Raw genomic sequence first — 26,137 nt, forward strand, 5'->3', positions numbered from 1 at the left:
CCTCTTTTTTTTACTCTTTTTTCAATAAAGTGAAGTAAAACACGAACATTTATGCTAAAATTTCCTTGTGTGCCAATTTATGACGAGGTGAAAGCATGAAATTTAAAAGAAGTGAACGATTAGTAGATATGACAAACTATCTATTAAACCGTCCTCATACATTAGTACCATTAACTTTTTTCGCTAAGCGCTACAATTCTGCTAAATCTTCCATTAGTGAGGACTTAGCCATTGTGAAGCAAGCATTTCAACAACGTGGGATTGGTCTGGTTGAGACCGTTCCCGGAGCTTCTGGGGGCGCCAAATTTACGCCATACATTTTAAAAGAGGCGGCTGATCAGTTTATTAAAGAGGTCTCTGACATCTTAAACGATAACAATCGTTATCTTCCTGGTGGTTATGTTTATATGTCCGATATTTTAGGCCAACCGGAGAAGTTGAAAACCATTGGGCGGATCATTGCCACCCAATACCTGTTTCAGAAAGTTGACGCAGTACTAACGGTGGCAACGAGAGGAATTCCAGTTGCCGAAGCTTCTGCCACGTATTTAAATGTGCCACTGGTAATTGCTAGGCACGACTCTCAAATTACTGAGGGGTCGACCGTGAGTGTTAACTACGTTTCGGCATCTAGTCAAGAAGTTAAACGAATGACAATCTCAAAAAGAAGCCTGAAGCCAGGTTCTAACGTTTTGATTGTTGATGATTTTTTGCGTGGTGGCGGAACGATTTCTGGTCTGACGTCCCTGATTGATGAGTTTGATTGTCATCTGGTGGGCAGTACGGTTTTTGTTGAAACTGATGATCCAGGTCACAGAAAGGTTACTGATTTTACTTCATTACTTAAAATGGATATTAAAGATGATCAGATTGAGATTAAACCTGGCAATTATGCCCAAAAAATTTTTGGGAGTACAAATTAAAAATTAATTACAAGGGGAACAAAAATGAGTTCAAAGAATACGATTATTTTAGCGGCTGGTAAGGGCACCCGGATGAAGTCCAAGTTATATAAAGTTCTCCACCGAATTTGTGGGAAATCAATGGTTGACCATGTTTTGACGCAAGTATCCAAGTTAGATATGGATAACATCATCACGATTGTTGGTTACGGTGCTGAAGATGTAGAAAACGAACTTGGCAATCGTTGTGAGTACGTCGTCCAAGATAAACAACTTGGGACTGGCGATGCCGTTGCACGAGCTGAAGGACTTTTAAAGAACTCAGATGGTGAGACGTTAGTTATTAGTGGTGATACTCCATTATTTACCTCCTCTACTCTTAAGCAACTCTTTGAGTATCACGAACAAAAAAAGGCCACCGCGACCATTTTGACGTCTAAAGCTCCTGATCCGACTGGTTATGGCCGGATTGTTAGAAATGACATTGGGATTGTAGAAAAGATCGTGGAGCAAAAGGATGCTACGCCGGAAGAGCAGGGCATTCATGAGATTAACACTGGGGTTTACGTGTTTGATAATCATTCGTTATTTGAGGCTTTGCACAAGATTAATAACGATAACGCTCAGGGTGAATATTATTTAACTGATGCCATTGAAGTCTTAAAAAATGAGGGTCACACAATTGCTGCCTACAAGATGGCGAACTTTAATGAATCGATGGGTGTAAATGATCGGGTCGCTCAGGCCCGTGCCACTCAAATTATGCAATCCCGGATTAATCGTCAGCACATGCAAAATGGTGTTACGATTGTTAATCCCGATGATACCTATATTGATAGTGACATTAAAATTGGTCAGGATACCATTATTGAACCAGGAGTTCAACTTCAAAATGGGACGGAAATCGGTAGTAACTGTATCATTGGTGCCCACTCTAAAATTTCTGGCAGTAAAATTCATGATAACGTTAAGGTCTTCTCTTCGGTAATTGAAGATTCTGAGATGATGCCGGGTTCTGATATCGGACCAGATAGTCATTTAAGACCGGGTGCTAAGATTGAGAAGGACGTCCACATTGGCAACTTCTGTGAGGTCAAAAGTGCCACCATTGGTGAGGGAACCAAGATGGGTCATCTGACTTACGTTGGCAATGCTAAACTTGGTAAACACATTAATATTGGTTGCGGAGTGATTTTTGCGAATTACGATGGAGCTCATAAGCACACCACAACGGTTGGTGATGATTCTTTTATTGGAAGTAATTCCAACTTGATCGCCCCAGTCCACATCGCTGATCATACCTTTATTGCGGCTGGTTCGACCATTACCGACGACATGGATCAGTATGACATGGGAATTGCTAGAGAGCGCCAGACTAACAAGCCGGGTTATTATAAAAAACTTCCCTTTAAAGGCGCTAATTAATTTGAGCTAAATAGTGAAATTGTTTTCTGAAAATAATATAATGGAATTGATTAGGTAGGAAAAAAATGTGGGGGTTATAATGGCTGAAAAGTATGCTGATCCAAAATTAAAGATTTTTTCTTTAAATTCAAATCGTCCGCTTGCAGAAAAGATTGCTAAACGAGTGGGAGTTCCCTTGGGAAAAGCTTCCGTCAGTCGCTTTAGCGATGGTGAGATTCAAATTAATATTGAAGAAAGCATTCGTGGCGATAACGTTTATATTATCCAATCAACTTCTGATCCCGTTAATGATAATTTAATGGAATTATTAATCATGATCGATGCTTTAAGAAGAGCAAGTGCCAAAACCATTAACGTGGTTATTCCATACTATGGTTACGCTAGACAAGATCGAAAAGCACGAAGTCGTGAACCAATTACCGCTAAGTTAGTGGCAGACATGCTGGAAAAAGATGGAATCACACGTTTGGTAGCCCTTGATTTACATGCTGCTCAAATTCAAGGATTCTTTGATGTTCCCGTTGATCATTTGATGGGGGCACCGCTCCTTGCTGATTACTTCATCAAGAACGGACTCGCAAAAGACGCGGTAGTTGTTTCACCTGATCATGGTGGGGTGAGTCGAGCTCGTGCCATGGCTGAGTTTTTAAAGGCTCCAATTGCTATTATTGATAAGCGTCGCCCAAAAGCCAACGTTGCTCAAGTTATGAACATCATTGGGGATGTAAAGGGGAAGCGTTGTATTATGATTGACGATATGATTGATACAGCTGGAACCATTACGAAAGGTGCGCAAGCCTTAATGGATGCTGGTGCTTCAGAAGTTTATGCATGTTGTACCCATCCCGTCTTATCAGGGCCAGCAACCGAAAGAATCGAAGCTTCGCCAATTAAGAAACTGGTTGTGACTGATTCCATTCAGTTACCCGATTATAAAAAAATTGACAAGATCAAACAAATTTCAGTTGCACCATTAATTGGAGACGCAATTACTAGAATTAACGAAAATCGTCCCGTTAGTCCGCTGTTTAGTCATCGGTTTGACTATGGTAAGGATGATGAAAAAAAGTAATGGATAAAAAATAATCTTAGCTTAAAATGCTAAGATTATTTTTTTGCGCTCGTTTGTTATTGATTAACGTACTTATTGATGGCGTATGCTACCCCATCTTCTGAATTAGGTTTGGTAACAAATTGGGCGTTCTTTTTAACTTCATCGATTCCGTTACCCATGGACACTCCCAGTCCCGCAAACTTGATCATCGAAATATCATTCCCCTGATCGCCAATGGCCATGACGTTATCTGGCTTTAAACCAAGCTTTTCGGAAAGATCCCGTAAGGCATTGCCTTTACTTGAATTTGAGTTCATAAACTCAAGAAAGACCGGTGAACTCTGAACGACACTCATTCGGTCGTAAATTGATTTTGGTAGATTGCCCTTTGCTTTGGTGATCTTGTCCGGATAATCAACGTACATCAGTTTGTAAATGTTGACGTCACGAGTGATTTCACCAGGAGTTCGATATTTGATGGGCATCGAAACAAGATGGCTTTCTTCAACGGAAAAGGGACTAATATCACGATCGGTAGTGGTAATGGAATCAACCGTTTCGATTTGGAAGTGAACTCCCATTTCTCGTGACATCATTTCAATTTCTAAAAAGTCATCATACTTAACCGTTTCTTTGATTAACACTTTGCCACTAACCGTTTCGACTAGGGCACCATTATAAGTGATGGCGTATTCATCGTCTCCGTCAATTCCGAGCTTATCAAGGTATGGCTTTACGCCAGTAATGGGGCGACCAGTACAAAGAACCACTTTTATGCCTTGATTGCAGGCTTTAGTAATAGCTTCGATGGTTGCTTTTGCTAATTGATTTTTTTCGTTTAATAAGGTGCCGTCGATATCGATGGCAATTAATTTGATATCCATGTTAGTTCTCCTTTGGAATTATAAGGTTGTCATTATCAATGTATTTTTGAAATTCATCGTATAAAGGTTGAAAAAGTTCAACGTTTTTTGTTGGCTTAAGCATTTCACGTGGAAAGAAAAAACGCTTGTCACCAATTAGTTTTCCGGTAATGGCACGAACTAGGTCACTAGTTTGAGAGAGTTCTACCAAATTACCATCATTTTCCATCAGTTCAATCTGGGCGTTTTGATGTTTACTTTTGGGATCGTAGACATCATAGGGCTGATCAAAACTGTTGTCAGTGGCAGTGTAGTACTTTGGATTAAATCCGGCTTTTTCAATGATCTTTTGTAGCTTAGGGATTAAAAATTCCGTCTGATCGTTGTATTTAGCGGATTTAAAGGGACGCCGATTTAAGAAACGTTTGGCGAGGTCAGAGAGAATCGGATCTTCCGACTTTCGCCACATGACGAAGTAGGTGTTAAGCACCCCATCGTCAATTTGTAAATAATCATCTAGGGAGTAGTTATTAGAAAAGATTGGCATTAAAAGACTAGGTTTAAAGGTGCTCTTAGGTTGTAACGCTAATTCTTTCGCCCGCATCAGTAGGTGACTTAAAATAACCTCCATCGAACGTGAGACGGGATGGAAGTATACTTGTTGATACATTTGAAAACGACAAACAATGTAGTACTCAATCGCGTGTAAACCACTTGCCCGAAAACAAATCCCGCCAGAGTACGGACGCATCACCTGAAGAATCCGATCCAAATCAAAATTACCGTATTGTGCTCCGGTGTAATATGAATCACTTAGAAGGTAGTCCATCCGATCGGCATCAACTTGACTTGAAATCATTTGGACGACTTGCGGATTGTCATAGGTCTTGTTAATGACACTGGCGACGCGTTCGGGAAAATCAGGACCGACCTCACTTAAAACGTGGTTAATTTCCGTTTCGTTTGAAGTGATGATTTGCTGGGTAATCTGTTCGTGATTGGTGTGAAAAATGTGTTCAAACGTATGTGAATAAGCTCCATGACCAACGTCGTGAAGTAGAGCGGCACACAGGGCCACAATTCGTTCTGAATCGTCCCATAAGCCATCACCCGCTTTTTTAGACGGATAATTTCGCTTAAAATTATCACAAATTCGTCTAGTAATTTCATACACTCCTAAAGAGTGGCTAAATCGGGTGTGTTCTGCTCCGTGAAAGGTTAATGAAGTAGTTCCTAACTGCTTGATTCGTCTTAGACGTTGAAATTCAGGCGTATTAATGAGATCGAGAATCACTTGGTGTTCAACGTAAACGTGACCCAGAACTGGGTCACGAAAAACTTTGTCATATTTCAATGGTTGATTGTAATACTTCAATAAAAGACCTCCACTTATACTAATCTCTCTTCATTATAACTGAAATAAAAATAAACGTCATGACAAACTCAAAGTTAGTGCATTTCCATTGCTAACGGCGTAAAATCAAATTTGTGAGGTGATATTTTTGACAGAAAACGAAAAGATCGAAAAAGTTCAAGTTGAGATTGCAATCGAAATAAAACAGGACGAAAACGTCGAACACCATCATTTTAAAGAAAATGGGCAACTAGTTATGCTCAACGGCTATCGTTATTTACGTTACGTTGAACACGTTGACGGACAACCGGACGTTCCTGTTACCTACCGGATTGGAAAAGATGCGATTCGGTTAACTCGTGCTGGCAAAAATCATCTTGAACTTCATTTTAAACCGAACGAAACAATCGAAGACTTGTACCGAACGCCATTTGGTAATCTAAAAATTGGGGCACATACCACTAGCATTAAGCAATCTAGAGATGATAAAAACGGATGGCAAATGATTGAGATTAACTATGAATTGTACACCGACGGACAGAAAGTCGGCGACTATCGAGTCAAATTGCAATTTAAATGTTAAACTAGTATTATTAGTCTGTTAGGAATCTAGAAAGGCGTGGTCGAATTGGAACTTAAAGAATTAGACAAGCAAGATAAAAGCGAATTATCAATGGTTGAAGTGGCTCATGCAATTTTAGCTGATGCTGGTAAAACCATGTCATTCGTTGATTTAACCAACGAAGTACAAAAATACTTGGGGGACAGCAACCAAGTAATTCGTGATCGTTTACCTCAATTCTACACAGACCTTAATGTTGATGGGAGTTTTATCTCCCTTGGCAATAACGTTTGGGGTCTTCGTACTTGGTACCCATATGAATCCATTAACGAAGCCACCATCAATGAAGGTGAAGAAGACAACGGTAATACTCCCAAAAAGCATCGTAAGGTGAATGCTTTTATGGCTGATGCAGCTGACGATGATGACGTGATCGACTATGATAACGATGATCCAGAAGATCAGGATGATTTTGATGATACCCCTGACGACAAGGATAAGTATCATAAGGATCTTGATGAAGAAAATCCTGATACTGATGATGACGCCATTGACGATGATGATGGTGTTGAAGGCGACCTCTCAGAGGTCAATCCAGATGACGATGACGATAAAAAAGATGATGACGACGACAATGATTAAACTTGACTAATTATGTAGAATCACTTAACATACTATTTGGGCACTTTACAGACATGTGAAGTATTTCGAATAAGTAACCGCTCCCTATTCAATGAATGGGGAGCTTTTTTTATGTTGTAACCTAAATTTGATGGAGGAGTTAAGCATGACTAAGTATATTTTTGTAACCGGTGGAGTAGTTTCTTCCTTAGGAAAGGGAATTGTTTCGGCTTCAATCGGAAGATTATTGAAGAATCGTGGCTTTAACGTTACGATCCAAAAATTTGATCCATATATCAACATTGATCCGGGAACAATGAATCCTTATCAACACGGAGAAGTCTTTGTTACCGATGATGGTGCTGAAACTGATCTTGATTTAGGTCATTACGAACGTTTTATTGATAACAATTTAAACAAGTACTCTAACTTTACGACCGGTAAAATCTATGAAGAAGTTTTAAGAAAAGAACGTCACGGAGATTATCTTGGGAGAACCGTTCAGGTCATCCCTCACATTACTGGAATGATTAAACAAAAGATTATGAGTGCCGCTCAAAGCACGGACGCTGATATCGTTATTTCAGAAATTGGTGGAACGGTTGGAGACATCGAGTCCCTACCGTTTTTGGAAGCCATCCGTCAGATGAAACATGAAGTCGGTGATGAGAATACTTTTTATATTCACGTTACGCTTGTTCCGTACCTGCACGCCGCAAAGGAAATGAAAACCAAACCAACCCAGCACAGTGTTAAAGAATTGAGGGGAATTGGCATTCAACCCGATATGTTGGTTCTTCGTGCTGAGAAGCCAGTTAGTGATGAGATGAAGAAAAAAATTGCCATGTTCTGTGATGTTCCGGTTAAGGATATCATCGAGTCCATCGATGCTCCTAACTTGTACCAAATCCCGCTTAGTTTTCAAAAACAGGACATGGACGATGAGATTTTAAAGCACTTTAACGTTAAAGCTCCAGAGGCTGACATGAAAGACTGGAAGAAGATGGAGAAGCACATCAGAAATCTCAAGGGTGAGGTTAACATTGCCATTGTTGGTAAGTATGTTGATCTAAACGATGCTTATTTGTCCGTCAATGAAGCTTTAAAACATGCCGGTTATGCTGCTGACGATAAAGTTAACATTCACATGGTTGATGCGGGTACGATTAACAGAGACAACGTTTCTAAGAAGTTAAAGGGAATGGACGGAATCTTGGTTCCTGGTGGATTTGGTAATCGAGGGGTCGAAGGAATGATTCAAGCCGCTCGATATGCTAGAGAAAATGATGTTCCTTATTTAGGTGTTTGCCTTGGAATGCAGATTGCTACCATCGAATATGCTAGAGACGTTGTGGGTTATAAGGATGCCAACTCAACTGAATTTGATCCGCAGACTAAGCACAATGTGATTGATCTCATGGCCGATCAAAATGATGTTACTGATGCTGGTGGAACTCAACGCTTGGGTGCTTATAAGACTAAGTTAAAAGCAGGGAGTAAAGCCGCCGGTGCATACGACAACAAAAGGGAAATCTCAGAGCGTCATCGTCATCGTTATGAATTCAATAATAAATTTAGAAAAGACCTGGAAGATGCTGGCTTAGTTATTTCTGGGACCTCACCAGATGATCACTTGGTTGAAGTGGTCGAAGTTCCTGATAATCACTTCTACGTTGCAGCACAATACCATCCCGAATTTTTATCACGTCCAAATCGTCCCGAGGGATTATTCAAGGCGTTTGTCGCCGCTGCCGACAAAGAACACATGCATAATCACAAGAAGTAACCAGGCTTCTTTATAATCTTAATAAAATAATTTCTGATTTTGTATTGTGTTTTGGTGAAAACTTTCCTATGATTATTATTAAAAGATATGATATAAGTGAGGATTACCAATTATGACGATACTAAAAATATCAGGAGGACATCCTCTATATGGCGACGTTACCGTTGGCGGAGCTAAGAATAGTACGGTCGCTTTGATACCGGCTGCTATTTTGGCGGATAGTCCAGTGGAACTTGACATGGTTCCCGATATCCTGGATGTGCATAATCTCATGCTAATCCTCCAGTCGATGAACGTAACATCTGATTTTTCAGATGGTGTCTTAAACATTGATCCAACTAATATACTTGAGGGTGAATTGCCCGGTAAAGCAATTAAAAGTCTGCGTGCTTCCTATTATTTTATGGGAGCGCTTCTTGGCAAGTTTCATCGTGCCACGATTAGTTTCCCTGGTGGAGACAATATCGGACCACGGCCAATTGACCAGCACATTCGCGCCTTTAAGGCCTTGGGTGCAGAAGTCAATGAAAGTGATGATTCGGTCGATATTAATGCAACGGAAAATGGACTTCATGGGGCTTCAATTTTCTTTGACATGGTTTCGGTTGGAGCGACGATCAACACGATTCTGGCAGCGGTAAAGGCTGATGGGGTTACTACCATTAGTAATGCCGCTAAAGAACCGGAAATTATTGATATTGCATCATTTTTGAATAGTATGGGAGCTAAGATCAGAGGAGCTGGGACCGACGTCATCAGGATTCAAGGCGTTGATCATCTCCAGGCCAAGGCGACGCATACGATTATCCCTGATCGAATTGAAGCGGGGACATACTTGACGTTAGCCGCCGCTGTTGGGAAGGGAATTAACGTTAAGAACGTAATTCCTGAGCATTTACAAGCCTACACAGCTAAGTTGATTGAAGCCGGCGTTCAATTAGAAGTTGGCGAAGACAGTATTTATGTTCCAAAGACTGGGAAATTAAATGGTATCGAGATTAAAACGGCACCGTTTCCAGGGTTTGCGACGGATTTACAACAACCAATTACCCCCATGCTGTTTAAAGCAGACGAGGATAGTGTGATTCACGATACGATTTATCCGGAACGTCAGAATCACATTGCCCAGCTCCAGAAGATGGGGGCTAATATCAAGGTCAATCCAACTGATAATTCAATTATTATCAGTAAGAGTGAGAACCTCCATGGGACAACCGTTCAAGCCGGAGAGATTCGCGCTGGGGCATCCTTGGTCATTGCTGGGCTGATGGCTAGTGGTAAGACCGTTATTGAAAATGCGGACAATATTTTACGCGGATATGATAATATTACTAATAAATTAACCAATCTACACGCTAACGTCCAGATGATTGACCAGGACGACTAACGCCTGGGTCCTATTGCGTACGTCAAAAAATAATGTTAAGCTATTATGGTTGATGTTATATTCGATAATCAATCTCTGAACTGTGTTTAGGGCAAAAGGAGCGAAATATTATGAAAAAAGGAATTCATCCAGATTTTCATCAAGTTGTTTTTCAAGATTCAAGTACTGGATTTAAGTTCATTACTGGTTCAACTGCAACCTCTGATGAAACCGTCAAAATGGACGACGGCAACACTTACCCATTAATCCGAGTTGAAATTTCATCTGATTCACATCCATTCTACACTGGTAAGCAAAAGTTCAACCAAGCAGATGGTGCGGTCGATCGTTTCAACAAGAAATATGGTCTTGCCGACAAATAATAATAAATAAAAAGAGCCAACTTCTAGTTGGCTCTTTTTTTGTCTAAATTTAGTTTACGGTCTTCTGTTCGTTTCTGGTTTCGTTTAATACTAACAAGAAGTTAATGAAGACAAGGATTGCGGTTGAAATGAACACACTTGAGTAATCAAACAAAGAAGAAACAATGGAGCCGATGATGGGTCCGATACAGTTTCCAGCTGCTTGCATGGACTGGTTCCAGCTAAAAATCCGACCAGTAACGTTAGATGGGGTGTTTTTAGCTAAAATGGTTTGAACGGCAGGTAACATACAGGCGTTGGAGATTCCAATCAGAAATCTGAGTCCCATTAATTCCCAGACGTTGGTTACAAACGCCATGGGGATGTAGACCAAGATGGCAAAGATGAAACCGCCTAGCATAATCTTGGAGGTCCCGATTCGATCGCCTAATGCTCCCAGTTTGGGGGCGGCAAAAAGCGTGGCAATTCCCGGAACTGCGGCAACAATTCCACTGTAAAAGGTGACTTGAGGACTATTGTGCATGATTTCTTTTACGTACAGTGACAGAATGGGTGAAATGGAGAAATTAGAGGCTTGAATAATCAGGGTGGTCAAGAACATTCCAAAAATCAGTTTGACGTTTGAAAGTTCGAAAATAACCTGTTTGGTAGATAGGTTATCTTCTTTTGCAACCGGTTTAAAGTGTTCTTTAACGAAAAATAGCGTGACAAAAAAGACGGAAATGAGTAAACCACCAGTAATGAAGAAGGTAAGACGATAACTAAAGACAGAAGCTAAAATTCCGCCAATGAAGGGACCAAAAAGGGTTCCTGAGACGTTACCGGTGGTTAAAATTCCAAGGGCTTTCCCACTTTCTCGCTTTGGTACCTGAGTCGCAAGTAAGGCGTTGGCATTGCTCATGTATCCAGAGAAGATTCCTTGAATAAATCGAAGGGCAATTAACTGCCAAACAGCAGTAACAAAGCCCATCAATATTAGACAGATTGCCATTCCAAGTGATGCTCGTAAAAGCATCACTTTTCGTCCGTATCTGTCAGCCAAAGATCCCCAAATGGGGGAGACGACGGCGGTAACAATGAAAGAGGCTGAGAAAGCAAGCCCACTATAGATACTTAGTTGACTAGAATTATAGTGGCCTAGGGTAGCGATGAACAGGGAGAGAAAAGGCATGACTTCACTAAAACCTAATCCATTCATGAACATCCCAAACCATAGTGCTACTAGGTTTTTGTGCCATATTTCTGAAGGAACCGGATCAGAGATTTGGGCTTTATTCTGATTCAAATGATTCGCTTCCTTCCTGTTTGCTGTTATGATGTTCTTGCATGTACTTTAGCCACAAGGGCAAAGATTGATCCAGCATTTGATAGGTATCCTCAAATCGATGGGTATACCAAGGATCAACGATGTTGACTCCCTTTTTACCGGGAACAATGTCCATGCATAAATGAAGCTTATTCCATTGACTTTTGGGAATCATCTTTTTAAGATCACTGATATTGTAGTCATCCATGGTAATAATGTAATCAGCATTATCGATGTCGTAAGCGGTGATTGGATGGGATTGTTTCCCACTATAATCCAAGTGATGAGCGTCCATGGTTTTTTGAGCACCAGGATGAGGACGACTACCTGCCTCATCGTTTTCGGTGGCAGCTGAACTTACTGAATAATGATTTGAAAGTCCTTTATTTATAAGCATTTTTTTAAACATTGCTTCTGCCATGGGAGATCGACATATGTTCCCCAAGCAGACAAATAAAACGTTAGTTTTTTTCATAATCCACACTCCCGAAATTTAAATCGTTATTACTATACTAACAGTAATTGAACTTCATATATATAAAAATGAATGCTAATTATAACGTAAGAAAATGACGTGAGTTGGAAAAATGGTTATTAAAATCTTATTTTATGGTGAAAGGGGTAATAAGGATTGGAGCAAGACAAATATGTTAATTAACACAGTGTATTTTCAGGTTAATCCAGTTAAGAATTTTGCCTACAGTTGGGGAATTCTTCCGTCGGATTTTTTAAACGGAATTAAGAACGATCCCCAAAATATTATTTTATTAAATGATGATTATCGTTACGCAAATGATTTCAATATGTCCACTAAATTTGATTTAATTACCGGTCAAAATGAAATTAGAGAGTACATGATTAACAATAAAATTAGTACCAAGAAATGGGTTGATTTTAGAAACCGGGAGGATCTGGATTCTTTAAATGAGGATGAAATCGCAGATTTATTGTACTTGAGTCACATGGGTATCCCACTCAATCAAACGAGTCCATTTTCGGTTAAATTGAAGAATCAATTTGTGTTTTTGGGTGAATCCACTGGCTTTACAAAGGTATACATGCGTCATTTTAGTGTCATTAATCAAATTTTAGCTGTCTGCATTAAACGGCATCTAAAAAAGCAGTGGAACAGTAGACGAATGTTCGTAAAGTCAGTGCCGTTTAGGGATATCGACGAACGTACCATGACCAAGTTGTTAAAACTGGGAATTACGGGAGTTATTATTCCGTATGATATGATAGTTGTGAAGAGACCGAAGCTTGAGATTCCCTTAATGAGACACAAAAAACGATCTCCAAAGGTAATTTGGAACTCTTATGACCAGTTGAAAAGTGGAGCCTTTAAAGTTGGTCAAATTACTTATGATATTTCCACTAAAACGTGGGAACTTCAAAGAGACGTTGATGATGAGGGAGAATTAAACGATTTGGTTTAAACCAGCTGAGTCGCTTTTTTATTGATTTTTTTCTGATATACTTTAAATGCATTTACATCGAATTAAGAGGAGTTTTTGTTATGAAAATGAACCTTTTAGAGGTTGCAAAATCCGTTAATGGTGACTTGAATTCGAAAAAATACGAAAACGTTGAAATAACGGGAGTTTCGTTTGATAGTCGGAAGTTAAAACCGCATGATCTTTTTGTTCCACTCACTGGGAATCACGATGGGCACGATTTCATTGCTAGTGCCATCAAAAACGGGGCTAACGCAACGTTTTGGAATCAAAGTCGAATTAGTGATGTTCCGAAGGATTTTCCGGTTATTTTAGTCGATGACACGTTAAAAGCCCTACAGGATCTCAGTCGACACTATTTAAATAAGATTAATCCTAAAGTGGTGGCAATTACCGGAAGTAATGGCAAGACCACTACTAAAGACATGATTGCTTCAATTCTTGCCACTCAGTTTAATGTTACTAAGACGCACGCTAACTTTAATAATGAGATTGGAGTCCCAATTACGATCCTTTCCATGGAATCTAACACAGAATATTTGGTGGTAGAGATGGGGATGGATCGACCTGGCCAACTTGACTTTTTAAGTAAGCTAGTTAAGCCAGACATCGCCGTCATTACCATGATTGGGGAAGCTCACATTGAATTCTTCGGAACCCGTGCTAAGATTGCGGATGCCAAAATGGAGATTACCCATGGACTTAGGCCAGATGGGGTGTTTGTCTATGACGGTGATGAACCCTTATTAAACGAACGGGCTAAATCACTTGACGTTGAAAAGTTGACCTTTGGAAGAAAAGACACTAACGATATTTACCCAAAGGATGTCTATGATGGCGACCACGAAACGACGTTTAAGACCAATCGGTTTGGAAACATGAAATTCACCATTCCGCTAATTGGTGACTACAACGTCAACAATGCCCTTGCTTCCATTGAAGTTGGTGAACTAGCGGAAATCCTGCCGGCCAACATGAAGTCAGCACTAGACCATGCCAATTTTACTAATAATCGAACTGAATGGGTTAAGGGTCAAAATGGTGAAATGATTTTAAGTGACGTATATAATTCGAACCCATCGGCTCTAAAAGCCGTTTTAAAGGCGTTTCAATCCACTCATTTACAAGGGAAGCGAGTTGCAGTTTTAGGTGACATGCTGGAACTTGGTGATAAGGGAGTGGAGATGCATGAGGATATTTCTGATGCAATCGATCCGCAATTGATTAACCAGGTTTACCTAGTTGGACCACTTATGAAGTCTTTATATCAAATGTTGCAAAAAAAATATCCCAATCAAAATGCCCTCCATTATTATCCGGTTGATCAGCTTGATCAATTAGCTAAAAGCCTAGACTCCCAGTTGTCTACTGGGGATGAAGTCTTGTTAAAAGGGAGTCACGGAATTCACTTAGAACGAGTTTTAAAAGCGTTAGAATAGGTTCATCGGTTTGTGAAATTAGGCCAGATGGTGTAATATGTTTTAGACACGTAATCGCTGAAGAATATAGAAATAAATGTGAATCAGACGATTTGCGCATTATGGAAAACGGATTTTTTCCAAGCAAATCATTGAATTCACAATTGTAGTTTCAATAGGAGGAACACATTTGAAGTTTAAAGATTTAGGACTATCTGATAGTCTATTAAAAGCCGTGGAAAAATCAGGCTTTGACGAACCCACTCCAATTCAGGCTCAGACAATTCCATTATTGTTAAAAGGTCAGGATGTTATTGGACAGGCTCAAACTGGAACTGGGAAAACAGCTGCGTTTGCCCTTCCAATCCTGCAAGAAATCGATCTGAATAATCCAGATGTGCAGGCACTTGTAATTTCACCAACTAGAGAACTTGCCATTCAAACACAAAAAGAGATGCAACGTCTTGGTGGCGTTGAAGGAGCTCGAGTTCAAGTAGTTTATGGTGGTTCAGATATTCGCCAGCAAATTAGAGATTTGAAGAAGAAGCCACAGATTGTGGTGGGGACTCCAGGACGAATTCTTGATCACATTAATCGTCGCACCTTAAAACTAGGACACGTTAAGTACTTAGTGTTAGATGAAGCCGACGAAATGCTTAACATGGGATTCTTAGATGATATTGAAAGCATCATTAAGAACATTCCAGAAGATCGGCAAACTTTGCTTTTCTCAGCAACCATGCCAGCACCCATCAAACGAGTTGGGGTTCAGTTCATGAGAGATCCAAAGCAGATCACGGTTAAGTCGAAGGAATTAACCACTGACCTAGTCGATCAGTACTACGTTAAGGTTAAAGATAACGAAAAGTTTGATACCATGACCCGTTTGTTTGACGTTCAAACACCCAAGGTTACCATCGTATTTTGTCGAACTAAACGACGAGTCGACGAAGTTTCTAAGGGACTGATTGCGCGTGGTTATCGGGCAGCTGGTCTTCACGGTGATTTAACCCAAAAACGGCGAACTCAGATTATGAACGAATTTAAGAACGACAAGATTAATTATTTAGTGGCTACTGATGTGGCTGCTAGAGGAATTGATGTTTCGGGTGTCACTTACGTTTATAACTTTGATATTCCCCAGGATCCAGAAAGTTATGTCCATCGAATTGGACGAACTGGTCGTGCCGGCCATCATGGTACCTCAGTAACGTTTGTCACTCCAAATGAGATGAGTTATTTAAGAGGAATTGAACGACTTACCAAGGTAAGGATGCTTCCTTTAAAGCCACCTTCAGAAGACGAAGCCCTTGCTGGTCAGTTAAAATTTGCTGAAGATGATATTGAAAAGTTAGTAAAGAAGACGGATACTGCCAAGTTTGAGCGGGTCGCAAAAAAGCTCCTTGAAAAGTATGACAGTGTCGATTTGGTTTCTGCTCTTTTGAATGACATGACAAGAGATCAGGTTAAGGTTCACATTACGGCCGAAAAACCACTTAAAAATCATGGTGGCTTTGGTGGTCATCGTGGTGGCGGTTATCGCGGTAAGAAAAATGACCGGAACAGTCACAAACGCTTTGGTAGTCATCGTGGTGGTCACGACTCAAGACGTCGTGATTCAAGAGGTCATAATGGTGGTAACCACGGTAAATCAAAGAATTTTGTCATTAAGAATAAGTAGCAAAGAGAGAGCCTTCTTGGTTCTCTCTTTTATTTAGAAAATTAATTTATTAAGTGTTATAATAATTATCAAAGAATAATTAGATAGTACTTTATTCGAGGAAGTATACGTTATGGCAGTGGGAAGAAATCGAAATGCACAACTAGTTATTGATGAAGATGCCATTTTTCATAACATTAGTGAGGAACGAAAACGATTGGATGCCAAGTCGGATCTATTCATGGTCGTCAAGGCTAATGCTTATGGACACGGTGCGGTTCAAGTGGCGAGGATTGCTAAACAAGCAGGAGCTACTGGTTTTTGTGTTGCCATTTTAGACGAAGCAATTCAGCTTCGAGAAGCTGGATTTGTGTCTGAACCCATTCTTGTTTTGGGTCTTTGTGACCTTTCAAATGTTCCATTAATTGCAAAGTACAATGTTTCGGTTACGGTGAGCTCGATTGATTGGATTAAGCAGGCAGCTAATTTAGCTGAACAACTGAAATTAAAGAACAAGATTAGGGTTCATTTGGCTTTGGATACTGGAATGGGAAGGATCGGACTCCAAACTGTTTCAGAAGTTAGAGATGCAATAGTTGAGTTGAACCGAACTAGCGAGTATATTGACTTTGAGGGAGTATTTACTCATTTTTCTACCGCAGATAGCGCTAATGATGATTATTTTAAGTATCAATTGGATAATTTTAACGAATTGATGACTGCGATTCCCGATAAACCTCGTTATGTTCACGTGGCAAATTCAGCTACTAGTATGTGGCATAAAGCAGCGGGTGGAAACATGGTCCGCTTTGGAGTGGCTGGCTATGGTTTGAATCCATCGGGGGTTGAGATTGCTTCACCATTTAAGTTGAAACCAGCACTGAGCTTTACCAGTGAGTTAGTTTACGTTAAAGAGGTTAATGCTGGTCGTTCAATTGGATACGGTGCAACTTATACATCCAACTCAAAGGAGTGGATTGGAACGGTTCCTGTTGGATATGCAGACGGAGTTCGTCGCTCGATGCAGGGATTTTCACTTCTAGTAGATGGACAGTATTGTCCAATTGTCGGAAGAGTATGTATGGATCAACTGATGGTGAAGTTACCACATCAGTTACCAATTGGAACGAAGGTGACCTTGGTGGGAACTGATCATGGTCATACTATTACTCTCCAAGACGTTGCCGACTATTGTCATACCATTCACTATGAGATTGCATGTGGGTATTCGGATCGATTACCACGGGTGTATAAATCAAGTAATCATTTGAAGTAACTATTTGTAAGGAGGAGTTCTCCATGACATACAAATACACGATTGATGCTATTTGGTCTCAGAAAAATGAAGAATATTTCACCAAACTAGGACTTTCTTTTGACAACCACAAAGTTGCCATGGACTGTGACTCGTTTGATAAAGACCCTCTAATTAATTCTTTAATTTATGGCTACTCAATCATGGCCAATCTAAATTCAATAATTGTTGATGAATATTCTCCATGTGAGGATGAGATTGCAAGACGGCTCTTTGACAATTATGAAGACGAGAAGTCACGGTTGTAAGTTTATTTATGCGGAAGGAATAGTCTATGGAAAACGTTGAAATTAAACGTGGCGATATTTTCTATGCAGACTTATCTCCAGTCGTTGGTTCTGAACAGGGTGGAATGCGACCAGTTTTGGTAGTCCAAAATAACGTTGGAAATCATTATAGTCCCACTGTGATTGTGGCCGCAATTACGGCTCGGATTACTAAGCCAAAGATGCCTACTCACGTGGGTATTACACCTCAGAATGCCGGAATTGAGAAGAGTTCGGTGATTCTGTTAGAACAAATTAGGACGATTGATAAGCAGCGTCTTAAAGATCATGTCACTCATTTAAGTAAAGATATCATGAGAAAAGTTGATGCTGGTCTTAGTTTAAGTCTAGGGCTCAGTCAGAGCACGCACGAAGTCTGATGATACATAAGATACAAAAAAGAACGTGGAATTATTCCACGTTCTTTTTTGTATCTAATTTTCTTCGATTGGAGTTTCTTTTGATTCTTGTTTTAGATCTTCAACTTCTGGAACTTTGAATCCCTTTCGTTCTAGAGCTGCAATGATGCGGTCCAGACGATCCTTAGTCACCTTAGACGGGAGGGTAAACATGGTTCGATAGACCGTTTTACCAGAACGATCAACTGAATCCAAGCTGATCACACTTGAAATGGCGGTATATCTAGTAATAATGTGAGCCATCTCTTCTAAGTCCCCACGTTCACCAGGTGAGACAACTGAAATCACGTAGCTACCAAATTTCACGTTCCATGATTGTGACAAGCTTTCCATCAATTTCGTGTGAGTTAAAATGCCATAAAAATTATTGAACTCGTCAAGAACGGCAATGTATGGAAGATCCTTAATCGTAAAGAAGACCTTGAAAAAAGCTGAATTCAGGTTAACAAATTTAGTTTCGTTTCTAATCAGGGTCATAACCGAGTCGGACATCTTGCCGCCATCGGCTTCGTGTTTGTAGATGTGCATGCGATAAATGTTACCCTTGAAGGCTTTATGAGTGGCATCTAAAACGGGAATGCAACGAAAATGATTCTTTTCCATTAATTTTAATACGGTGTCGAGATCAGTGTTTTCATCAACAGTAATCAGGTCACTTTTAGGTTTAACTAAAGATTGCAAAATCATGGTTAAGGCTCCTCACATAAGTAATTTCTAATTAATATTAACACAAAATAACTGGGAGCATAAAAAAACAGACATAAATGTCTGTTCTTTTTAAACTTATTTTTAAAGGTTGATGGTCTTCATACCTTTAGCAATGGTTTCTTTTAAAGTTTTAGCTGAAGCACTCATCTTGTCTTTTTCGTCATCACTTAATGGAACTTCAAGGACTTTGGCAACTCCTGAAGCATTAACAATGGCAGGAGTTCCAATGTAAATATCGGACAAACCGTATTCACCATTCATTGGGGCACCGATTGGTAAAACGGTGTTTTCGTCTCTTAAAATGGCCTTTGAAATTCTCATCAAAGCAGTTCCAACTCCGTAGAAAGTAGCACCCTTCTTGTTAATGATGTCGTAGGCCTTGTTTCTAGTTTCGTCTTCCATTTTCAATAAGTCGTCCTTGCTAACACCATTTTGTTTAGCAAATTCAACCAATGGAACGTTTCCGATTGAAGCTTCATCAATATCAGCAAATTCTGAATCACCGTGTTCACCCATAACGTAAGCATTAACGCTTTGTGGGTTAACGTTTAACTTCTTACCAACGGCAACTTGGAAACGTGAGGTATCAAGTGATGTACCTGAACCAAAGACACGGTTTTTAGGAAAGCCAGAAATCTTTTGGGTTGCGTAGGTTAAAATGTCAACTGGGTTAGCAGCAATTAAGAAGATTCCATCAAAACCAGAATCAACAACTGGCTTAACGATGGTAGTCAAAATCTTCAAGTTTTTGTTAACCAGGTCAAGTCTAGTTTCACCGGGCTTTTGTGGAGCTCCAGCAGTGATCACAACTAAATCAGCGTCTTTACAGTCACTGTAGTCACCAGAGTAGATCTTTTTTGGAGAAGTGAAAGGTTGGGCATCTTCAAGGTCCAATGCGTCTCCTTCAGTTCTGTTTTTGTCGATATCAACAACGACAAATTCTTCGGCGATCCCTTGTTGCATCATTGCGAATGCGTATGATGAACCAACGGCACCATCACCAACTAAAACAACTTTTTCGTGTTTTTCAGCCATAATATTTCTCCCTTTTGAAATTAGTTTGTTCACAAACCGATTATATCATGAACGAATTTATTTATACAGAACCATATTCTTAATGGTACGGGATCAGCTCAAATCGTTAATCTATTATGATACAATAAACATGATTAAGCCGAGTGAGTAATTATTCATTTCGGCCATTTTAGGTTAATTAGAAGTAAATGGGAGACAATAACAATGAAAATGATTGTGGGATTAGGCAACGTTGGTGCTGAATTTGATGGTACCAGGCATAACACGGGGTTTATGGTGGTTGATAAGTTTGCTGATCAAAACCAGATTGCGATTAATAAACAAAAGATGGATGCCATGTATGGTACGGGAATAGTCAATGGTGAAAAGGTAATGGTAGTCAAACCAACGACGATGATGAATGATTCAGGGCGCGCAGTTCATCCGTTGATGCAATTTTTTAAATTAGATCTTGATGATTTAGTGATTGTTTACGATGACATGGATTTACCAGTGGGACGAATTCGGCTAAGAAACCACGGTTCGGCTGGTGGTCATAATGGAATTAAAAGTATCATTGCCCACCTTGGGACCGATCAGTTTAATCGGGTTAAGATTGGAACCAGTCATCCCAAACGTGAAAGTGTTGTGAACTATGTCTTGAGTAAATTTAGTCTGGAACAACGGGCACCGTTTTTAGAAGCGGAGGATCATGCGGTTAAAGCATTAGACGAGTGGGTTTCTGGTACTCCCTTCAGTAAGTTAGAAAATCAGTTTAATTAATTCGTATAATTAATAAAAGAGGAGATGAGTTTTTGAAGCTAGATGAAACGTTAAAAGAAATGCCACAGTATGAAAAAATCAGTTCAAACCTTGCTCCTGATACCAAGCAACTGATCACCGGGACTAGTGGATCCGCTCGTACTCTATTATTAAAACAATTAATTAATGATAAGCAAAAACCTACGATATACGTAACCGATACGATGAACCATGCGGATCAAATTACCGAGTCTTTTAATGAAGTAATGGATTCAGATCAGGTCTTTGAGTTCCCGGCTGAAGAACTCGTCGCGGCAGAGATTGCAACCAGCTCTCCGCAGTATCGAGCTCAAAGAGTGCGGGCCCTAAACGCGCTTGAGTCAGAGAAACCAGTGGTGGTGATTGTTTCAACGGCTGGTCTTAAACGATATCTACCAGAGCCAACTAGTTTTAATCAAGCCCAATTACACGTCAAGGTTGGAGACGACTTGGACCTTATAAAACTTCAACAACAATTGGTTCAAATGGGTTACGAGAAGAAGAACATGGTTTCCGCCCCCGGTGAATTTGCTAATCGTGGGTCAATTTTGGATATCTACCCACTTAATTCGGACTATCCAATTCGGATTGATTTTTTTGATACGGAAGTGGATTCCATGCGTTATTTTGATGCTGCTACCCAACGAAGTGTGGCAAATATTGATGAGATTAGTGTGTTGCCAGCTTCTGATTTTTTACCCAGCGAAAGCGATCGCAAGCATGGAATCAAGGAACTTTCGAAACGATTGAGCCAAACCATCAAAGACGACGGCAGTGACGTTTTAGTTGACAACATTCAACAGGTGATTGACGGGCTCAAAGGCCAATCGATTGACCAAAAATGGAGTGAGTACAGTCAGTTTATTTTTGAAAAGGAAACCTCAATTTTAGATTATTTACCTGAAAATGGGATGGTAGTCTATGATGACTACAGTCGCATAAGGGATGCTAATAAGCAACTTGAAAGTGACGAACAGAACTGGCGTGATTCAGTTGAAGATAATCATGAACTGTTTTCTGACCAGAAACTGTCGCTTAATTTTAGAACGGTAACCGGAACTGATCATCATGCGACCTTGTTATTTTCTTTGTTTCAAAAAGGACTAGGGCGAATGAAGCTTTCTGACATCATCGACATCAAGGTTCACCCAATGCAGCGTTTTTTTGGACAAATGCCGATGTTTAAAGCAGAAATGCAACGTTATCAAGCTGAGAAACGAACCGTGGTCATTGCCGTTAGCGATGAAAAACGAGTGGAAAAGGTTTCGTCAACGTTGAGTGATTTTGGTGTTGATGCCATTCAATCAACCACTGATAACATTATTAAGGGAAAGACTCAGATTGTTTCAGCTAACCTAAAAAATGGCTTTGATTTGCCGGCCGCTAACCTAGCGATTGTTTCTGAATCAGATATGTTTAAACGGGTGAATGAACAAGGGAAAAAGAAACGAGTTAGAAGACAGACCTTTTCTAATGCAGAGCGAATCAAAAGCTATACCGATTTAAAACCCGGTGACTACGTTGTTCACGTTAATCACGGAATTGGACGATACGATGGGATGAAGACCATGGAAGTCGATGGCAGACATCAGGACTATATGACTTTGACCTATCAAAAGGGTGCCAAGATCTACGTTCCCGTTGACCAACTGAATTTGGTACAAAAATACGTTTCGTCAGAGGACAAACATCCAAAGATTAATAAACTTGGTGGAACGGAATGGGCTAAGACGAAGCGTTCGGTGGCTTCTAAGGTGGAAGACATTGCTGATGATCTGGTTGACTTATACGCCAAACGGGAGGCCGAGTCGGGTTATGCCTTTCCGGTTGATGACCAATATCAGGCTGAGTTTGAGCAGGCGTTTCCATACACGGAGACACCCGATCAGCTGCGAAGTACTGATGAAATAAAGAAGGATATGGAAAGTCCTCATCCAATGGACCGCTTATTGGTTGGAGACGTGGGCTACGGAAAGACTGAGGTAGCCTTGAGAGCGGCCTTTAAAGCCGTTGAAGCCGGGAAACAGGTGGCTTTTTTAGTGCCGACAACGGTACTAGCTCAACAACATTATGAGACCATGGTTGAACGATTTAATGGTTTTCCGGTTAAAATCGGAGTTCTTTCGCGTTTTGACACGCCCAAACAGACCCGCCAAACCATTCAAGACCTAAAGGACGGAAAAATTGATATCGTGGTTGGCACCCACCGTTTGCTCTCAAAGGACGTGAAGTTTAACGATTTAGGTCTTTTAATCGTCGATGAGGAACAACGATTTGGGGTTAAACACAAAGAAAAAATCAAGGAATTGAGGTCGGATGTTGACGTGTTGACGCTAACTGCCACACCAATTCCACGGACTTTGAACATGTCAATGATGGGCGTTCGTGACCTATCAGTTATTGAAACTCCTCCGGCTAATCGCTATCCGATTCAGACCTACGTGATGGAACAAAATGAGGGTTCGATTGTGGACGGAATCAGACGGGAGATGCAACGCGGAGGACAGGTCTTTTATTTGCACAATCGGGTAAAAGATATTGATCAGACGGTCGACAAGTTGCAAACCCTTTTGCCTGATGCGCGGATTGCTTCCATCAACGGCCAGATGTCCGAAAATCAAATGGAAGGGATCCTGTACGACTTTGTTAACGGAGATTATGATGTGTTGGTTACGACGACCATCATCGAAACGGGAGTTGACATTCCTAATGCGAATACCCTGTTCGTTGAGGATGCGGATCGGATGGGACTCTCCCAGCTTTATCAGATTCGGGGAAGAATTGGTCGAAGTAATCGAGTAGGACAAGCTTACTTTATGTACCAGCCAAATAAAGTGTTGACCGAAGTTTCTGAGAATCGACTAGAAGCCATCAAGGATTTCACTGAATTGGGTTCAGGATTTAAGGTGGCCATGCGTGATCTTTCGATTCGTGGGGCTGGAAACGTGCTCGGAAAGCAGCAGCACGGTTTTATTAATTCAGTTGGTTATGATATGTATACTAAGATGTTGTCTGATGCTGTCTCCAAGAAGAAGGGTCAGCATCGCGCGGTTGAAAAGTCTGATTCAAAGGTTGAACTCGGGATTGAAGCTTATCTTCCGGCGACTTACATTGAGGATCAGCAACAAAAGATTGAATTATACAAGCGAATCCGACAGATGGATAGTGAGGAACAATTTACCGAACTACAAAGTGATTTAATTGATCGGTTTGGTGAATATCCTGATGAAGTAGCTAATCTGCTTGAAATTGACCGCATTAAGATGCTTGCCGATTATGATCTGATTGATAAAATTCGCAAAGATAAAAATAATTTAACCGTTACCATGAGTAAGGTAGGAACCCAAAGATTCACTAGTAAGGAAATTTTGAAAGCCATTGCTGATACGGATTTTCGTTCCTCAGTGAAAGTGGTTAACGGGTGTTTTCAAATTAAGTTAGTTGTTCAACCAACGATGAAAGATGCCGATTGGTTGAAACAGCTTTATCAATTTGTCAAAAGCTTGAGTAAAATAAGATTGGATCAAGAAGAACATGAATCAAAAGACAAGTAAAAAGATTGTTAGTGGAACCTTGATCCTTTCGGTAGCTGCCATTATTTCAAAGGTACTAAGTGCTGTTTATCGGATTCCACTGGAAAATTTTGTTGGAAACGTTGGATTTTACATCTATCAGCAGGTTTATCCTATTTATGGGATTGGGGTTGCGTTTGCCTTGACCGGTCTTCCAGCGTTTGTTTCCAAGATGATTGTGGAACGGGAGACTGAAGGAGAGAAGCAAACGTTGTTTTTCCAAATCATGGTGATCTTAATGATCATTTCGGTGATTATTTTTGGTGGATTACAGTTATTTTCATCAGAAATTGCTGCTTTAATGGGAGACTTTGAATTAAAACCCGTAATTCAAGCGGTAAGCTGGATGTTTTTGTTGATGCCCCTCTTAGCGGATGTGAGGGGGTACTTTCAATCTAGCATGCAGATGATTCCAACGGCGACTTCTCAAGTGGTAGAGCAGTTTGTGCGGGTTTCAATGATCATTGTGGTAGCCTATTTAGCAGCCGTCCAGCATTGGAACTTATATAAGATGGGGACGTTAGCAATGTTATCTGCTCCATTAGCAGCGATTTTTTCAGCACTTATCTTGGGATATTATGCACGTGACATACTTGCTCATTTTCACTTTCAAGATTTGAAATTTAACTACCTGAAATTAGCGAAGCAAATCATCTTACAGGGTGGTGTGCTTAGTGTTTTAGCTGCTCTAATGGTGTTAATGCAGTTGGTCGATTCATTTACGGTAAAAAATGGGCTGGTAGTAAGTGGTGTAAGTAATCTAATGGCTCAGACCCAAAAGGGGATTTATGATCGCGCTCAGCCCATTGTTCAACTAGGATTAGTGATTGGAACGGCCATTTCTTCAACCGTCTTGCCGCAGATGGCGTATTATCATCATGCTGGAAAAGAAAGGTCATTTAAGACCCTTGTAAACCACAGTATGCGCATTACACTGGTAGTGACGATGGCAGTTACCTTCGGACTGATTAGTATTATGCCTCAATTAAATCATCTCTTGTTTGGGAGTTATGATTTAGACATCACGCTTTCGGTATACTGTTTGAGCATCCTCTTCGCTACGATGGTGACAGCCCTTAACTCGGTTTTACAGAGTATTGATGACTTTAAAAGTACGGTGACCGCTATTTTGTTAGGGCTAATTTGTAAAATAATGATCACTAAGTGGTGCGTAATTCATTTCGGGATCATTGGTGCTTCATTATCAACTATCATTGCTCTGTTAATCGTGTTATTAGTTAACTGGTATACTAGTCCAAAGCGGGTTCATGAGCACATTTTTAGTTGGAAGTTCCTATTAGAGGTATCATTAATCAGTATAGTAATGGTGATTGTCGTTGTTTTAACTGAATTCGGATTGAACCACGTCCTTGGAGATACCAGTCGACTGGTGGATGTTATTAAATTAATGATTGTTATTCCGATTGGGGCATTCGTGTTTTTAGGAATGTGTCTGAAAGGAAAAGTTTTGACTGCTTCGGAGTTAGCGATGGTTCCAATTATGAAACGGTTTGTAGGAGATAAGCAAAAATGAGAATTGATAAATTTTTAAAAATTTCACGGATTATAAAACGTCGTCCAGTTGCCAAAAAGATTGCCGATCAAGGGCGAGTCTTTGTAAACGGCGAGCCAGCCAAATCATCAAGTAAGGTTTCGGTTGGCGATCAAATTTTGATTAAGTTTGGAAATAAAAATTTAACCGTAGAGGTGCTACAACTGTTAGATACCACCAAAAAGTCTGATTCAGACACGATGTATAAGACCATCAGTGAAACCTATGATCGTGACTATCGGGCTGAAAATGATGAATTAGAATAATTATTGTTGAATTAATATTATATTCTGGCTTTACATGTGGTACTATGTTCATATAAATTCGTGGAGGCAT

At 40.2% G+C, this 26,137-nt stretch carries 24 protein-coding genes; 18 read left to right on the forward strand and 6 right to left on the reverse strand.

Annotation, left to right across the window (positions count from 1 at the left end; genetic code table 11):
- Positions 1–95: 95 nt before the first annotated feature.
- The 3 genes from purR (at position 96) to AC6UDF_RS04685 (ending at position 3,399) form a co-directional block, all read left to right on the forward strand.
- Complete coding sequence (gene purR / locus AC6UDF_RS04675; RefSeq protein WP_500723938.1) at positions 96–923, forward strand: pur operon repressor; 828 nt, start codon at positions 96–98, stop codon at positions 921–923.
- 24 nt (positions 924–947) lie between these two features.
- Complete coding sequence (gene glmU / locus AC6UDF_RS04680; protein ID WP_500723940.1) at positions 948–2,327, forward strand: bifunctional UDP-N-acetylglucosamine diphosphorylase/glucosamine-1-phosphate N-acetyltransferase GlmU; 1,380 nt, start codon at positions 948–950, stop codon at positions 2,325–2,327.
- A 79-nt stretch (positions 2,328–2,406) separates the two neighbouring features.
- Positions 2,407–3,399 (forward strand): ribose-phosphate diphosphokinase, encoded by a 993-nt coding sequence (locus AC6UDF_RS04685; RefSeq protein ID WP_500693994.1) that lies wholly within the window; start codon positions 2,407–2,409, stop codon positions 3,397–3,399.
- Positions 3,400–3,455: 56 nt separating this feature from the next.
- Here AC6UDF_RS04685 and yidA read toward each other — a convergent pair whose 3' ends face one another.
- On the reverse strand, positions 3,456–4,265 hold the full coding sequence (gene yidA / locus AC6UDF_RS04690; RefSeq protein WP_500693993.1) for a sugar-phosphatase: 810 nt from the start codon (positions 4,263–4,265) through the stop codon (positions 3,456–3,458).
- Position 4,266: 1 nt separating this feature from the next.
- Entirely contained in the window at positions 4,267–5,619 is a 1,353-nt protein-coding gene (locus AC6UDF_RS04695; RefSeq protein WP_500693992.1) for an HD domain-containing protein, read from the reverse strand.
- A gap of 127 nt (positions 5,620–5,746) precedes the next feature.
- Between AC6UDF_RS04695 and AC6UDF_RS04700 the strand changes: the two genes are divergently transcribed.
- The 5 genes from AC6UDF_RS04700 (at position 5,747) to AC6UDF_RS04720 (ending at position 10,316) form a co-directional block, all read left to right on the forward strand.
- Positions 5,747–6,181 carry a YwiB family protein gene (locus tag AC6UDF_RS04700; protein ID WP_500693991.1) on the forward strand — a complete coding sequence of 145 codons (435 nt, stop codon included), beginning with the start codon at positions 5,747–5,749 and terminating at the stop codon, positions 6,179–6,181.
- Between the two features lie 45 nt (positions 6,182–6,226).
- Positions 6,227–6,802: a DNA-directed RNA polymerase subunit delta gene (rpoE, locus tag AC6UDF_RS04705; RefSeq protein ID WP_500695768.1), complete on the forward strand. Its 576-nt coding sequence runs from the start codon at positions 6,227–6,229 to the stop codon at positions 6,800–6,802.
- 145 nt (positions 6,803–6,947) lie between these two features.
- A complete protein-coding gene (gene pyrG / locus AC6UDF_RS04710) occupies positions 6,948–8,567 on the forward strand; it encodes a CTP synthase (protein ID WP_500695767.1) in 1,620 nt (539 codons plus the stop codon).
- A 112-nt stretch (positions 8,568–8,679) separates the two neighbouring features.
- Positions 8,680–9,954: a UDP-N-acetylglucosamine 1-carboxyvinyltransferase gene (murA, locus tag AC6UDF_RS04715; RefSeq protein WP_500693988.1), complete on the forward strand. Its 1,275-nt coding sequence runs from the start codon at positions 8,680–8,682 to the stop codon at positions 9,952–9,954.
- 110 nt (positions 9,955–10,064) lie between these two features.
- The gene (locus AC6UDF_RS04720) at positions 10,065–10,316 is read left to right on the forward strand and encodes a type B 50S ribosomal protein L31 (protein WP_500693987.1); all 252 of its coding nucleotides are present in this window, start codon (positions 10,065–10,067) and stop codon (positions 10,314–10,316) included.
- Between the two features lie 49 nt (positions 10,317–10,365).
- On the opposite strand, the gene AC6UDF_RS04725 is transcribed toward AC6UDF_RS04720, so the two are convergent.
- On the reverse strand, positions 10,366–11,601 hold the full coding sequence (locus tag AC6UDF_RS04725; protein WP_500693986.1) for a multidrug efflux MFS transporter: 1,236 nt from the start codon (positions 11,599–11,601) through the stop codon (positions 10,366–10,368).
- Complete coding sequence (locus tag AC6UDF_RS04730; RefSeq protein ID WP_500693985.1) at positions 11,588–12,097, reverse strand: low molecular weight protein-tyrosine-phosphatase; 510 nt, start codon at positions 12,095–12,097, stop codon at positions 11,588–11,590. The genes AC6UDF_RS04725 and AC6UDF_RS04730 overlap by 14 nt, the downstream gene beginning before the upstream one ends.
- 172 nt (positions 12,098–12,269) lie before the next feature.
- Here AC6UDF_RS04730 and AC6UDF_RS04735 point away from each other — a divergent pair, with 172 nt between their 5' ends.
- The 6 genes from AC6UDF_RS04735 to AC6UDF_RS04760 all read left to right on the forward strand — a co-directional run bounded on the left by AC6UDF_RS04735 (position 12,270) and on the right by AC6UDF_RS04760 (position 18,115).
- On the forward strand, positions 12,270–13,058 hold the full coding sequence (locus AC6UDF_RS04735) for a hypothetical protein (RefSeq protein ID WP_500693984.1): 789 nt from the start codon (positions 12,270–12,272) through the stop codon (positions 13,056–13,058).
- A gap of 80 nt (positions 13,059–13,138) precedes the next feature.
- Positions 13,139–14,515, forward strand: coding sequence for a UDP-N-acetylmuramoyl-tripeptide--D-alanyl-D-alanine ligase (locus AC6UDF_RS04740; protein ID WP_500695765.1), 1,377 nt, complete (start codon positions 13,139–13,141; stop codon positions 14,513–14,515).
- A 169-nt stretch (positions 14,516–14,684) separates the two neighbouring features.
- Positions 14,685–16,175 (forward strand): degradosome RNA helicase CshA, encoded by a 1,491-nt coding sequence (cshA, locus tag AC6UDF_RS04745; RefSeq protein ID WP_500693982.1) that lies wholly within the window; start codon positions 14,685–14,687, stop codon positions 16,173–16,175.
- Between the two features lie 112 nt (positions 16,176–16,287).
- The gene (gene alr, locus AC6UDF_RS04750; RefSeq protein ID WP_500693981.1) at positions 16,288–17,430 is read left to right on the forward strand and encodes an alanine racemase; all 1,143 of its coding nucleotides are present in this window, start codon (positions 16,288–16,290) and stop codon (positions 17,428–17,430) included.
- 23 nt (positions 17,431–17,453) lie between these two features.
- Positions 17,454–17,717, forward strand: a complete 264-nt coding sequence (locus AC6UDF_RS04755) for a hypothetical protein (protein ID WP_500693980.1) — start codon at positions 17,454–17,456, stop codon at positions 17,715–17,717.
- A 26-nt stretch (positions 17,718–17,743) separates the two neighbouring features.
- Positions 17,744–18,115, forward strand: coding sequence for a type II toxin-antitoxin system PemK/MazF family toxin (locus tag AC6UDF_RS04760; protein WP_010022835.1), 372 nt, complete (start codon positions 17,744–17,746; stop codon positions 18,113–18,115).
- A gap of 54 nt (positions 18,116–18,169) precedes the next feature.
- Here AC6UDF_RS04760 and cbpA read toward each other — a convergent pair whose 3' ends face one another.
- Both cbpA and AC6UDF_RS04770 read right to left on the reverse strand, forming a co-directional pair.
- Complete coding sequence (gene cbpA / locus AC6UDF_RS04765; RefSeq protein ID WP_500723942.1) at positions 18,170–18,841, reverse strand: cyclic di-AMP binding protein CbpA; 672 nt, start codon at positions 18,839–18,841, stop codon at positions 18,170–18,172.
- Positions 18,842–18,943: 102 nt separating this feature from the next.
- Complete coding sequence (locus tag AC6UDF_RS04770) at positions 18,944–19,897, reverse strand: L-lactate dehydrogenase (protein ID WP_500693978.1); 954 nt, start codon at positions 19,895–19,897, stop codon at positions 18,944–18,946.
- 204 nt (positions 19,898–20,101) lie between these two features.
- Between AC6UDF_RS04770 and pth the strand changes: the two genes are divergently transcribed.
- From pth to AC6UDF_RS04790, 4 genes are read left to right on the forward strand one after another with little or no spacing between them, the layout of a single operon-like run.
- A complete protein-coding gene (gene pth / locus AC6UDF_RS04775; protein ID WP_500723944.1) occupies positions 20,102–20,659 on the forward strand; it encodes an aminoacyl-tRNA hydrolase in 558 nt (185 codons plus the stop codon).
- A gap of 32 nt (positions 20,660–20,691) precedes the next feature.
- Positions 20,692–24,231 carry a transcription-repair coupling factor gene (mfd, locus tag AC6UDF_RS04780; protein WP_500723947.1) on the forward strand — a complete coding sequence of 1,180 codons (3,540 nt, stop codon included), beginning with the start codon at positions 20,692–20,694 and terminating at the stop codon, positions 24,229–24,231.
- The gene (locus AC6UDF_RS04785) at positions 24,212–25,783 is read left to right on the forward strand and encodes a putative polysaccharide biosynthesis protein (RefSeq protein ID WP_500708319.1); all 1,572 of its coding nucleotides are present in this window, start codon (positions 24,212–24,214) and stop codon (positions 25,781–25,783) included. The genes mfd and AC6UDF_RS04785 overlap by 20 nt, the downstream gene beginning before the upstream one ends.
- Positions 25,780–26,067 (forward strand): RNA-binding S4 domain-containing protein, encoded by a 288-nt coding sequence (locus AC6UDF_RS04790; protein WP_500693974.1) that lies wholly within the window; start codon positions 25,780–25,782, stop codon positions 26,065–26,067. Before AC6UDF_RS04785 ends, AC6UDF_RS04790 begins: the two co-directional genes overlap by 4 nt.
- Positions 26,068–26,137: the final 70 nt, after the last annotated feature.

This window comes from Fructilactobacillus sp. X2R6C1, assembly GCF_059901295.1.

Coding starts and splice junctions, on each gene's coding strand:
- purR (WP_500723938.1), top strand. CDS start 96: ATGAAATTTAAAAGAAGTGAACGATTAGTAGATATGACAAACTATCTA.
- glmU (WP_500723940.1), top strand. CDS start 948: ATGAGTTCAAAGAATACGATTATTTTAGCGGCTGGTAAGGGCACCCGG.
- AC6UDF_RS04685 (WP_500693994.1), top strand. CDS start 2,407: ATGGCTGAAAAGTATGCTGATCCAAAATTAAAGATTTTTTCTTTAAAT.
- yidA (WP_500693993.1), bottom strand. CDS start 4,265: ATGGATATCAAATTAATTGCCATCGATATCGACGGCACCTTATTAAAC.
- pyrG (WP_500695767.1), top strand. CDS start 6,948: ATGACTAAGTATATTTTTGTAACCGGTGGAGTAGTTTCTTCCTTAGGA.
- murA (WP_500693988.1), top strand. CDS start 8,680: ATGACGATACTAAAAATATCAGGAGGACATCCTCTATATGGCGACGTT.
- AC6UDF_RS04720 (WP_500693987.1), top strand. CDS start 10,065: ATGAAAAAAGGAATTCATCCAGATTTTCATCAAGTTGTTTTTCAAGAT.
- AC6UDF_RS04730 (WP_500693985.1), bottom strand. CDS start 12,097: ATGAAAAAAACTAACGTTTTATTTGTCTGCTTGGGGAACATATGTCGA.
- AC6UDF_RS04735 (WP_500693984.1), top strand. CDS start 12,270: ATGTTAATTAACACAGTGTATTTTCAGGTTAATCCAGTTAAGAATTTT.
- AC6UDF_RS04740 (WP_500695765.1), top strand. CDS start 13,139: ATGAAAATGAACCTTTTAGAGGTTGCAAAATCCGTTAATGGTGACTTG.
- alr (WP_500693981.1), top strand. CDS start 16,288: ATGGCAGTGGGAAGAAATCGAAATGCACAACTAGTTATTGATGAAGAT.
- AC6UDF_RS04755 (WP_500693980.1), top strand. CDS start 17,454: ATGACATACAAATACACGATTGATGCTATTTGGTCTCAGAAAAATGAA.
- AC6UDF_RS04760 (WP_010022835.1), top strand. CDS start 17,744: ATGGAAAACGTTGAAATTAAACGTGGCGATATTTTCTATGCAGACTTA.
- cbpA (WP_500723942.1), bottom strand. CDS start 18,841: ATGATTTTGCAATCTTTAGTTAAACCTAAAAGTGACCTGATTACTGTT.
- AC6UDF_RS04770 (WP_500693978.1), bottom strand. CDS start 19,897: ATGGCTGAAAAACACGAAAAAGTTGTTTTAGTTGGTGATGGTGCCGTT.
- pth (WP_500723944.1), top strand. CDS start 20,102: ATGAAAATGATTGTGGGATTAGGCAACGTTGGTGCTGAATTTGATGGT.
- AC6UDF_RS04785 (WP_500708319.1), top strand. CDS start 24,212: ATGAATCAAAAGACAAGTAAAAAGATTGTTAGTGGAACCTTGATCCTT.
- AC6UDF_RS04790 (WP_500693974.1), top strand. CDS start 25,780: ATGAGAATTGATAAATTTTTAAAAATTTCACGGATTATAAAACGTCGT.